General features: G+C 66.5%; 14 protein-coding genes. 8 read left to right on the forward strand and 6 right to left on the reverse strand.

Annotated features, from left to right (window positions below):
* Positions 1–960: LysR family transcriptional regulator (locus G3N93_RS27070; RefSeq protein WP_206134341.1), on the reverse strand; the 960-nt coding region annotated here is incomplete at its 3' end.
* Positions 961–1,173: 213 nt separating this feature from the next.
* Here G3N93_RS27070 and G3N93_RS27075 point away from each other — a divergent pair.
* The 5 genes from G3N93_RS27075 (at position 1,174) to G3N93_RS27095 (ending at position 3,495) form a co-directional block, all read left to right on the forward strand.
* On the forward strand, positions 1,174–1,638 hold the full coding sequence (locus G3N93_RS27075) for a RidA family protein (RefSeq protein ID WP_174946060.1): 465 nt from the start codon (positions 1,174–1,176) through the stop codon (positions 1,636–1,638).
* A 265-nt stretch (positions 1,639–1,903) separates the two neighbouring features.
* A complete protein-coding gene (locus tag G3N93_RS27080) occupies positions 1,904–2,323 on the forward strand; it encodes an organic hydroperoxide resistance protein (protein ID WP_174934033.1) in 420 nt (139 codons plus the stop codon).
* A gap of 70 nt (positions 2,324–2,393) precedes the next feature.
* Positions 2,394–2,720, forward strand: a complete 327-nt coding sequence (locus G3N93_RS27085) for a DUF4148 domain-containing protein (RefSeq protein ID WP_206134342.1) — start codon at positions 2,394–2,396, stop codon at positions 2,718–2,720.
* A 61-nt stretch (positions 2,721–2,781) separates the two neighbouring features.
* On the forward strand, positions 2,782–3,111 hold the full coding sequence (locus G3N93_RS27090; protein WP_174934037.1) for a DUF4148 domain-containing protein: 330 nt from the start codon (positions 2,782–2,784) through the stop codon (positions 3,109–3,111).
* Positions 3,112–3,165: 54 nt separating this feature from the next.
* Positions 3,166–3,495, forward strand: coding sequence for a DUF4148 domain-containing protein (locus tag G3N93_RS27095; RefSeq protein WP_174989276.1), 330 nt, complete (start codon positions 3,166–3,168; stop codon positions 3,493–3,495).
* 268 nt (positions 3,496–3,763) lie between these two features.
* Here G3N93_RS27095 and G3N93_RS27100 read toward each other — a convergent pair whose 3' ends face one another.
* Positions 3,764–4,489, reverse strand: a complete 726-nt coding sequence (locus tag G3N93_RS27100) for a class I SAM-dependent methyltransferase (RefSeq protein WP_206134343.1) — start codon at positions 4,487–4,489, stop codon at positions 3,764–3,766.
* 43 nt (positions 4,490–4,532) lie between these two features.
* On the reverse strand, positions 4,533–5,060 hold the full coding sequence (locus G3N93_RS27105; RefSeq protein WP_174934043.1) for a DedA family protein: 528 nt from the start codon (positions 5,058–5,060) through the stop codon (positions 4,533–4,535).
* A 284-nt stretch (positions 5,061–5,344) separates the two neighbouring features.
* On the opposite strand from G3N93_RS27105, the gene G3N93_RS27110 reads away from it, so the two are divergent.
* The 3 genes from G3N93_RS27110 to G3N93_RS27120 all read left to right on the forward strand — a co-directional run bounded on the left by G3N93_RS27110 (position 5,345) and on the right by G3N93_RS27120 (position 8,207).
* Positions 5,345–6,010 (forward strand): response regulator transcription factor, encoded by a 666-nt coding sequence (locus G3N93_RS27110; protein ID WP_174934045.1) that lies wholly within the window; start codon positions 5,345–5,347, stop codon positions 6,008–6,010.
* Entirely contained in the window at positions 6,007–7,392 is a 1,386-nt protein-coding gene (locus G3N93_RS27115) for an ATP-binding protein (RefSeq protein ID WP_206134344.1), read from the forward strand. Before G3N93_RS27110 ends, G3N93_RS27115 begins: the two co-directional genes overlap by 4 nt.
* Positions 7,393–7,490: 98 nt before the next feature.
* Entirely contained in the window at positions 7,491–8,207 is a 717-nt protein-coding gene (locus G3N93_RS27120; RefSeq protein ID WP_206134345.1) for a GNAT family N-acetyltransferase, read from the forward strand.
* A 48-nt stretch (positions 8,208–8,255) separates the two neighbouring features.
* On the opposite strand, the gene G3N93_RS27125 is transcribed toward G3N93_RS27120, so the two are convergent.
* From G3N93_RS27125 to G3N93_RS27130, 3 genes are all read right to left on the reverse strand, one after another.
* The gene (locus G3N93_RS27125; protein ID WP_107314491.1) at positions 8,256–8,711 is read right to left on the reverse strand and encodes a MarR family winged helix-turn-helix transcriptional regulator; all 456 of its coding nucleotides are present in this window, start codon (positions 8,709–8,711) and stop codon (positions 8,256–8,258) included.
* A gap of 102 nt (positions 8,712–8,813) precedes the next feature.
* Entirely contained in the window at positions 8,814–8,942 is a 129-nt protein-coding gene (locus G3N93_RS42090) for a hypothetical protein (RefSeq protein ID WP_277396392.1), read from the reverse strand.
* Positions 8,939–9,310, reverse strand: coding sequence for a GFA family protein (locus G3N93_RS27130; RefSeq protein WP_206123180.1), 372 nt, complete (start codon positions 9,308–9,310; stop codon positions 8,939–8,941). Before G3N93_RS27130 ends, G3N93_RS42090 begins: the two co-directional genes overlap by 4 nt.
* Positions 9,311–9,443 lie beyond the last annotated feature (133 nt).

Genomic DNA, 9,443 nt, shown 5'->3' on the forward strand with positions numbered 1-9,443 from the left:
CGACGCGCGGGCCCGTTTGGCGCGTGTGCCGGCCGCAGGCCTGGCCGGCGCGCGCGCCAGATGCTCGATGAGGAAGTCGACGAACACGCGTACGCGCGACGACAGAAAGCGCGCATGCGGATACAGCAGCATGAATGGCCGCGACCGGCCGCCGAGACCGGGCAGCACATCCACGAGCGTGCCGGCCCGCAGATCCTGCTCGACGATGAAGCGATAGGTCTGGAACAGGCCCGCGCCACTGCGCGCGAGCGTCACACCGGCAAGGTAGTCGCCCGACGTACCGTAGCTGCCGGTCGTCGCGACGTCGATCCCGTCCGATCCATCGTTGAACAGCCACGGAATCGTCCGCCCGCTGCTCGGCAGCTCGAACTGGATGCATTCGTGCGCATGCAGGTCGTCGACGGCGGTCGGCATGCCTGCGCGCTTCAGGTAGCCGGGCGTCGCGACGATCACGAGTTCGGCATCCTCCAGCTTGCGTGCGACCAGGTTCGAATCGGCCGGCGCGCTGCCGCGGATCGCGAGATCGTAGCCTTCCTCGGCGAAGTCGATGTTGCGGTTGCTCAGGTGGGTGTCGACGCGCACGTCCGGATACCGCTCGCGAAACGCCGGCAGCAGCGGCAGCACGCGATAGTGCCCGTACGGCGTCGGCATGCTGATTCGCAGCACGCCGGCGGGCGTCGCCTGCTGGCCGGTCGCCTCGCGTTCGGCGTCGACGAGTTGCGACAGCGCGTCGCGGCATTGCTCGAAATAGCGGCGGCCGGAATCGGTCAGGCGGATCTGGCGTGTCGTGCGCACGAACAGCCGCACGCCGAGACGTTCCTCGAGCCGCGCGACCGACCGGCTGACCGCGGCCGGCGTGACGCTCGCCGCGTTCGCCGCCAGCGTGAAGCTGCCGAGTTCGGCGGCGAGACAGAACAGCTCGATGCTGCCGAGCAGCAGATCGTCGAATTGTCGTTGCATGAGGCGATTCCTGCCGTCTCCGGCGCGTGGCGCGCGATGACGCCGAGTGTGCATGAATCTCGCGCGGGAAACCAGCGAGCGCACACGGCGTGATTCGTTACACCGCGTCGTGAATCAATTGCTCGGCTGACTTTTACCGGCTTCGGCCGCATGACTACAGTGACTCACAGGCAGCACCGATTACCCGAACCCTTTTCCCGCAAGGAGCACGACATGACCGTCGAACAGAAGCTGGCCGACCTGGGCCTCACGTTACCCGAACCGCCGAACCCGCTCGGCAGCTACACGGCCGTCAGCGACGCCGGCAACCTGCTGTTCATCTCGGGACAACTGCCGCTCGTCGACGGCAAGGTCGCCTATACCGGCCGCGTCGGCGAGCAGTTGAGCGTCGACGAAGGCAAGCATGCCGCCCGGCTCGCGGCGCTGAACGTGCTCGCGCAGATCCGCCGGCACCTGGGCGGGTTCGAGCGCCTGCGCAAGATCGTGCGCGTCGAGGGGCACGTGAGTTCGGCGGACGGCTTCTTCGGGCAGCCGGCCGTGATCGACGGCGCGTCGGACCTGTTCGCCGCCGTGCTGGGCGGCAAGTCGGGCCACGCGCGCTCGGCATTCTCCCAGCGGCAGTTGCCGGCCGATGCGGCCGTGATCCTCGTCGTGATCGCCGAGATCGACCCAGCCTGACCGATCGGCCGCCCCGCGGGGCGGCCAGCCCTCTCCGCGGGTGTTTTCACCTGCCCTGCCCGGATTCATTGCTCGTTGAATATCGGGGATCGATCGTCTGAAAGCCTTGTCTGGCAAAGCTGCACACATTCCAGATACATTGAAATACAAAATATCGTATGCGATCGAATCGAATGCGCTTGACTCAGATGGTCGCCTCAACGAAACTCCATCGCATGCGATCGAATCGCATCTGAAACAAACCAGCCAACTGACGGAGCAAATGATGAGCAAGATCGAAAAAGTGCTGTACACGGGCAAGACGCATACGACTTCGGGCGGCCGCGACGGCACGGCCCGCAGTGCCGACGGCCGCCTCGACATCCAGTTGTCGTCGCCGGGCAGCGCCGGTACCGGCACCAACCCGGAGCAGCTGTTCGCGGCCGGCTGGTCGGCCTGCTTCATCGGCGCGATGCAGCTCGCGGCGCGTGCGGCGAAGGTGACGCTGCCGGCCGATCTCGCGGTCGACGCCGAAGTGGATCTCGGCACCGCCGGCAACGCGTACTTCCTGCAGGCCCGGCTGAACGTGAGCGTGCCGGGGCTCGATCGCGACGTGGCGCAGCGGATCGTCGATGCCGCGCACCAGACCTGCCCGTATTCGAAGGCGACGCGCGGCAACATCGACGTCGACATCCGTATCGCTTGAACGATGCATCGGCGGCCGCGCGCCGCCTTGCCGAATGCCCGATTTCCTTTCTTTCTTTTTGAGGTGAATGATGAATACCCGACTGATCGCCGCCCTTCTCGTCGCTGTTTCGGCCACTGTTGCCGCACCGGCGTTCTCCAGCGAATCCACCGTGACGCGTGCGCAGGTGCGCGCCGAGCTCGCGCAGTTGCAACAGGCCGGTTACCCGCTGAATCGCGCGACCGACGCCACCTATCCGAATGATCTCCAGGCTGCACTCACGCAGATCCATGCCGCCGATGCGGTTGCCGGCAACGAGCAGGCGTCCGGCTACGGCAGCAGCGGCGAAGCGGCAACGCAATCGGGCCGCCGGCATGCGGTCAGCGTGGCTGACCGCTCGGTGTACTTCGGTCATTGAGCGCGGCGCATCGTCGATACGCGAACCCAGCATTGCTTTTATTTCTCTTCTGTCGAGGTAAATGATGAAAACCCAATTGATTGCCGCCCTTCTCGTGGCCGTTTCCGCATCCGCTGCCGCACCGGCGTTCGCCGATGCAGCCGCCGTGTCCCGCGCGCAGGTTCGCGCCGAGCTCGTCCAGCTCGAACAGGCCGGCTATCGGCCGGGCCGCGCGAACGATCCGCACTACCCGGACGATCTGCAGGCCGCACTGACGCGCATTCACGCGAACGACACCGCAGTGGCCGATGCAGCGACGTCCGGTTACGGCGGCGAGGCCGTCGCCACGACGCAGTCGGGCAGCCGGCCCGCGACGCGGATCGCCGAACGCTCGATCTACTTCGGTCATTGAACGAAACCGCGCACGGTGCGCAACCGCTGAATCCCCATTTTCTTGTCGAGGTGAATGATGAAGACCCCACTGATCGCTGCCCTTCTCGTTGCCGTGTCGGCTGCCGTTGCTGCGCCCGCGTTTGCTGGCGAAAGCACCGTGACGCGCTCGCAAGTGCGTGCGGAACTGGCCGCGCTGCAGAAGGCCGGCTACCTGCCAAACCGGCCCAATGACCCGAACTATCCGGACAATCTCCAGGCTGCGCTGCGTCGGGTTCACGACAACACGGCAGTCGCGGTCGATTCGCAGGTGTCCGGTTACGGCAGCGACGCCGGCAATGCGACGCAGTCGGGCAGCCGCAGCGCGGTTCGCACGGCCGAGCGGTCGATCTACTTCGGCCATTGAGCATGACGCGTCGGAATCGTCGCGCAAGGCCGGGAAGCTTGGTACGACGTGTGGGAAACGGGAGCGCGTGCGAATGGCGCGCTTCTCGTTGACCTTCGACGGAAGGTAACGTTGCAGGTTGACATGCACACGTGCTCGCGTGGGCTCGGGGTTCGATAGTGCGCAGCGCAAATGCCGCGACCGGCGATCGCCACTAGCGAGCATGGAAGAAAGAAGCGGCAGCAGCCTCGGCAGCCGAACGGCAACCCAAAGCCAAACGCGTTCACGATCATGGACGTCCCTCCGCCGATGGCCCGGCGCCGCTCGAATTGAGTGATGGCGTAAGGGGAAATCGGGTGATATCGATGCCGCGCAAAGTGGTTGCCTCCGCAACCGCATCGAGCTGCGGCCGCGCACCAGGCCGCTGATGTCGGACCCTGTCGATCCGGCGTTCGAAGCGATACACGATGGCGGGCGGAAAGTTCATCCACGCGACGCCAACCCGGATGGCGCGAATGCGCATGGCCTCCAGATAGCGGGCCGGGATCGGGCAGCGCGGCACATACGTGAACTGGTAGAACACGCCATCGGCAGCAAGATGACGCGCGAACGCGCAGTGAACGATCGCGACGGCCTGTTCGACCGGCATCGCGACGAGCGGCAATCCGCTCACGATCGCATCCGCGCGCGCCCCGCCGAAGAAGTCGCCCGTCATGCCGAGCTGCGCCGCATCCATCTGCATGATCCGCAACGCGGGAAACTGATGTCGCAGCGTGTTCGCGAAAGCGGGATCGGCTTCCACCAGCACCAGCCTGTCGCTAGCCACGCCGCGCGCGAGCAGCGCCCGCGTGAACACGCCGGTGCCCGCACCGAGCTCGATCACGGTGGCGCCGTCACGCGGGATATCGGCGGTGATCAGCGCGGCGAGCGCCGGGCCGGATGGCGCGAGCGCGCCGACCCGGCGCGGATGGCGCAACCAGGTCCGCAGGAACAGCATCCATTCAGGGATTTTCATCGACAGGCTCCAGGTGGGGTCGATCGGTCAACGACATGTCGGGCTAGGCGGCCGCTTGCGCGGCCAGGTAGCCGGCCGTGATGAACAGCGTGTTCCAGAGCACGATGCCGGCCGCTGCGCCCGACGCGAACCGCGCGAAACTCGTTTCCAGCAAGCCGGCGAGCGCCGGTGCGACGAGCCGGACGAACGGCACCAGTTGCGACCAGAGTGCGAGCCGCGTGGGCCGAGCGCGGATGCCGTCGATCAGCACGTCCATTCGTGCGGGCTGCAGCCTGCCCAGCGACGCGACGCGGCGCAGCAGGGCCAGCACGCTGTCTTCCGGCCACAGGTTGCCGAGCGCGTAATGCAACAGGCAGCCCGCGAAGCTGCCGAGCGCCGTGATGACGATGGCTTCCGGCAGTGTCCATGCGCCCTGCGCGCTGGCGACACCGATCATCGTGAGGAGCACGTGCGACGGCAGCACGGGGATCAGCCGTTCGATCAACGACAGGCCGACGAGGCAGGCGATGCTGTTGGCGCCGGCCAGGCTGAGCGCGAGGCCGAACGGGACGAGCGTGGTGAGCGGGTTCATCGCGCTCCTCCCGCGCGGCGGTCGCGCAACGCGCACAACGCGCGCGATCTTCCATGCCAGAATGGCCCGCACCCGGACGGCGCGCGGGTGGAGCCTCGTGCCGCATTGCATTGCAGCAACGGAATTGAAGGACGTGACACGGTCATCGCGAGCCTCTCGAGAAAACGCCAGATGCATTGCACCGGCAATGCGGCGAATGGCACGCATCGTGGCCCTCAGGCTTTAAGAAGTTTTTAATCGCGGTCGGTCAGGCTGGCGACCTCGACATTCGAGGAGCGAAACCGATGCATATCCTGCTGGTGGAAGACGATGTCATGCTGGCCGACGCCGTGTGCGCGGGCCTCAGGCAGAACGGCTGGCGCGCGGACTGGTCGGCCGACGTGCCGGCCGCGCGGCTCGCGCTCGTCGGTCATGACTACGACGCGGTGCTGCTTGACCTGCAACTGCCGGGCGCGTCCGGTTTCACGCTGCTTGCCGCGATGCGCGCGAACTTCGACCCGACGCCGGTATTGATCGTGACCGCGCGCGATCAGCTGAGCGACCGTATCCGCGGCCTCGACGCAGGCGCCGACGACTATCTCGTGAAGCCGTTCCAGCTCGACGAGCTTTACGCACGGCTGCGTGCACTGACGCGCCGCAGCCAGGGCCGCGTGTCGGAGCGTCTGATCTACCGCGACGTGCACGTCGATCCGGCGCGCAAGGCGGTCACGCGCGCCGGCGAACCCGTTGCGCTCAGCATTCACGAATACCGCACGCTGCTCGCGCTGATGGAGCGGCAAGGCCGCGTCGTCACGCGGACGCAGCTCGAAGCGCGCGTGTACGGCAACGACAGCGAAATCGAAAGCAACACGATCGCGGTGTACATCCATCAACTTCGCCGCAAGCTCGGCGACGAACTGATCGTGACGGTGCATGGCTTCGGCTATCGCGTCGGCGAGAGTCCGGCATGAAGTCGCTACGCGTGCGCCTGCTCGCGACCGTGATGGCGGCGGTCGTCGTGTTCTGGGCGAGCTGGGGGGCGTTTCTCGGCATCGGCCTGTGGCGCGAACAGCGCGGCTGGCGCGACAGCATGCTCGAAAGCGCCGCGCAACTGCTGCTCCTGTCGTTGCCGGATGCGATCGATCGCCTGCCCGAGGCGAACGCCCAGGCAGTGGTGCCGAACACCGCGTATGGCAAATACGACGTCGCGTTCCAGGTCTGGGTCGATGGCCGCAACGTGATGCACAGCGCGGATGCGCCGGGGCCGGCGCTCAAGGCCGACCTGCGGGACGGATACGGCGTGAGCGCCGGTCGCGGCACCGCGCACGACGAGACCTGGCGGGTCTACTCGCTGTCGGATCCGGCGGGCCGGATTCACGTTCAGACAGGCGGCCCGGCCACGACCTGGCAGGAGAAGGCGAGCAATGCGCTGCAACTCGGCCTGTTCAATACGGCGGTGATGCTCGGGATGCTGGGCGTCGTGATCTGGTGGGTGATCCGCTGGTCGTTCGGGCCGGTGCGCGACGTCCAGCGAGCGATCCAGCACAAGGCCGCGTTCGATTTCTCGCCGTTGCCGCTGGTGACGCTGCCGCGCGAACTCCGCCCGCTCGTCGAGTCGTTCAATCGCCTGCTTGCGCGACTGAATCAGGCCGTCGACACCGAGCGCCGTTTCATCGGCGACGCGGCGCACGAGTTGCGCACGCCGCTGGCGGCGTTGTCGGCCCAGGCGGAAGTCGCATTGCAGGCGGACAGTCTGGCAGACAAGAACGAGGCACTGCGTCGGCTTGCAACGGGCGTCGAGCGCAGCGCGCGGCTATCCGGGCAATTGCTCGAACTGGCGCGGCTGGATGCCGGATCGCGCGTTGACCAGCACGGGCCGGTAGACCTGTCGCGGCTCGTTGCGCTGATCGCGAGCGATTTCGACGCGACCGCGCATGCGCGCCGGCAGACGGTGCGGATCGCGGTCGAACCGGTACGCGTCTGGGGCGATCTGGACGAGATCGCGATTGCCGTGCGCAACCTGATCGACAACGCGCTGCGATACGGCCGTGACGGCGGGCGGGTCGAGATCACGTGCGACAGCCCTGCCGATGCGGACGAGGCGCAGGTCAGGCTGCGGATCGCGGACGACGGGCCCGGCGTGCCGGTCGGCGAGCGCGAGCGAATCTTCGAACGCTTTTACCGCGTACCGGGAACGGTGCCGCCAGGCAGCGGCATCGGCCTGTCGCTCGTCGCGCGAATCGCCGATGCTCACGGCGGGTCGGTCGAGGTGGCGGCGGGGATCGGGGGGGACGGGCTGGCGGTGATCCTGTCGTTCCCGATATGGGTGGATCCGGAACGCTGGCAGCGGTAGCGTGGGCGCGGGCCAGTCTTGCCGTGCAGGCGCCGCGCCCTGCCCGACCGATCCCGGTCTATGCTGTGCCATCGAAACCTTCAATCGAGGAGCAGCCGATGTCCGATGCAACGACCGGAAACGCGCCAGGCAGTGCGCACCCGCTCGACCATGTGGTGTGGAACGCGCTGGCGGGCAGGCAGCGCCGCTTTGCGCTCGGCAACGACCGTGCATGGCGATTTCCGGCAGCCATCGCGCCGTTCGCCGCGATCGAGGACACGAGCGCGGCATCGTTCGACGCGTTGCGCACACTGATCGCCGCCCACGGGCCGGCGGCACTGGTCACGACGGACGAGATCGAGCCGCCGGCGGGATTGTCGGTGATCCGGCGCGCAAACCTGTTGCAGATGGTCTGGCAAGGGGCGCTCGACCCGGCGCCTGAACCGGGTTACGTCACGCTCGCCGAAGCCGATGTGCCGGACATGCTCGCGCTGACCACGGCCGCGCAGCCCGGCCCGTTCGGCCCGCACACATACGAGCTCGGCCATTACATCGGCATTCGCAGCGAAGGCAGGCTGGCCGCGATGGCCGGCGAGCGGATGCAGGTCGACGGGTATACGGAGATCAGCGCCGTCTGCGTGGATGCCGCGTTCCGGCGGCAAGGGCTGGCGGCGCGTCTGATGCGGGCGTTGATTGCGGAGATCGATGCGCGCGCGGATACGCCCTTCCTGCACGTCCTCACGTCGAACCAGGTGGCGATCGAGCGCTATCTCGCACTGGGTTTCGTCGTCCGCCGCGAAATGCACCTGCTGGTGCTGGGCGACGGGCAAGCATGACGACACGGCCGGCACGGTGCGCGTGCCGGCCGCTGGAGGTTCGGGTATTTATTCGTCGGTCGACCGGATCAGGTTGCCGCGCAGCGTGACGATCGCCTTCTGCATCTTCGCGAATTCGTCCGGCTTCAACCCGGTGGCTTCGACCAGATTCATGTCGAGCCCCTTCTCTCGCACGCGGCGGCCGCTCTTCGTCAGGCTGACGAGCACTTGGCGTTCGTCCGACGGATCGCGGTGCCGCTCCAGGTAGCCCATCGCCTCGAGCTTCTTCAGGATCGGCGTCAACGTATTGGATTCGAGGAACAGCTTCTCGCCGAGCTGGCCGACCGTCTGGTTGTCCTGCTCCCACAGCGCAATGATCGTGATGTATTGCGTATACGTGAGGCCGAGTTCTTCGAGGATCGGCTTGTACGCCTTGCCGAACGCCAGGTTCGTCGAATAGATCGCGAAGCACAGGAATTCGGACAGCTTCGGCGCGGCGGCGGATGGGGTTTCGGTCGGTTTCATGAACGTCCTCCAGCGACGCGAACGGCCGCAGATGGACGCATTATATATCGCGTGCGATTTTATCGGAAGCATGATAATCGTTCTCGATGAACCGGCGCGCCGTCAGTCCGCCCTGCGGCGCTTGCCGGTCTGCACGCGGTTGACCGACAGCAGCGTGCATTGCACCGGATGCGCGATTTCGGTCGCGAGCCCGCCTGCGGCAAACAGCAGGATCGTCAGCCAGCGTTTCATGCGTCCTCCACGACCGAGAGGCTTGCGCCATCGGCGACCGTTGCATCGAGCGCATACGGGTCGACGCCATCGAGGCAGCCGAGATTGACGCGCCAGCAGGCCGGGTCCTTGCGCGTCTGATGGAACGGATAGATGCCGCAATGGCTGCAGAAATAGTGACGGGCCGTGCGTGTGTTGAACTGGTAGCACGTCAGCGCGCCCTCGCCTTCGACGATCTTCAGTTCGCTGGCGGCGAACATCGGGCTCATCAATGCGCCGCGCCGGCGGCACAGGCTGCAGTTGCAGCGCACCGCCGGCGTAATGGCGGTGCGGACTTCGAATTTGACGGCCCCGCAATGGCAGGACCCTTTGAACCAGGTTGCAGACATAGTGAGGGGCCGTGCGTGTGTTGAACTGGTAGCACGTCAGCGCGCCCTCGCCTTCGACGATCTTCAGTTCGCTGGCGGCGAACATCGGGCTCATCAATGCGCCGCGCCGGCGGCACAGGCTGCAGTTGCAGCG

The organism is Burkholderia sp. Se-20378 (assembly GCF_017104665.1).
Taxonomy (GTDB): domain Bacteria; phylum Pseudomonadota; class Gammaproteobacteria; order Burkholderiales; family Burkholderiaceae; genus Burkholderia; species Burkholderia lata.

Bases quoted from the DNA above. Each gene is read 5' to 3' on its own strand.
- G3N93_RS27075 (WP_174946060.1), top strand. From the start codon at position 1,174: ATGACCGTCGAACAGAAGCTGGCCGACCTGGGCCTCACGTTACCCGAA.
- G3N93_RS27080 (WP_174934033.1), top strand. From the start codon at position 1,904: ATGAGCAAGATCGAAAAAGTGCTGTACACGGGCAAGACGCATACGACT.
- G3N93_RS27085 (WP_206134342.1), top strand. From the start codon at position 2,394: ATGAATACCCGACTGATCGCCGCCCTTCTCGTCGCTGTTTCGGCCACT.
- G3N93_RS27090 (WP_174934037.1), top strand. From the start codon at position 2,782: ATGATGAAAACCCAATTGATTGCCGCCCTTCTCGTGGCCGTTTCCGCA.
- G3N93_RS27095 (WP_174989276.1), top strand. From the start codon at position 3,166: ATGATGAAGACCCCACTGATCGCTGCCCTTCTCGTTGCCGTGTCGGCT.
- G3N93_RS27100 (WP_206134343.1), bottom strand. From the start codon at position 4,489: ATGAAAATCCCTGAATGGATGCTGTTCCTGCGGACCTGGTTGCGCCAT.
- G3N93_RS27105 (WP_174934043.1), bottom strand. From the start codon at position 5,060: ATGAACCCGCTCACCACGCTCGTCCCGTTCGGCCTCGCGCTCAGCCTG.
- G3N93_RS27110 (WP_174934045.1), top strand. From the start codon at position 5,345: ATGCATATCCTGCTGGTGGAAGACGATGTCATGCTGGCCGACGCCGTG.
- G3N93_RS27115 (WP_206134344.1), top strand. From the start codon at position 6,007: ATGAAGTCGCTACGCGTGCGCCTGCTCGCGACCGTGATGGCGGCGGTC.
- G3N93_RS27120 (WP_206134345.1), top strand. From the start codon at position 7,491: ATGTCCGATGCAACGACCGGAAACGCGCCAGGCAGTGCGCACCCGCTC.
- G3N93_RS27125 (WP_107314491.1), bottom strand. From the start codon at position 8,711: ATGAAACCGACCGAAACCCCATCCGCCGCCGCGCCGAAGCTGTCCGAA.
- G3N93_RS42090 (WP_277396392.1), bottom strand. From the start codon at position 8,942: ATGAAACGCTGGCTGACGATCCTGCTGTTTGCCGCAGGCGGGCTCGCG.
- G3N93_RS27130 (WP_206123180.1), bottom strand. From the start codon at position 9,310: ATGTCTGCAACCTGGTTCAAAGGGTCCTGCCATTGCGGGGCCGTCAAA.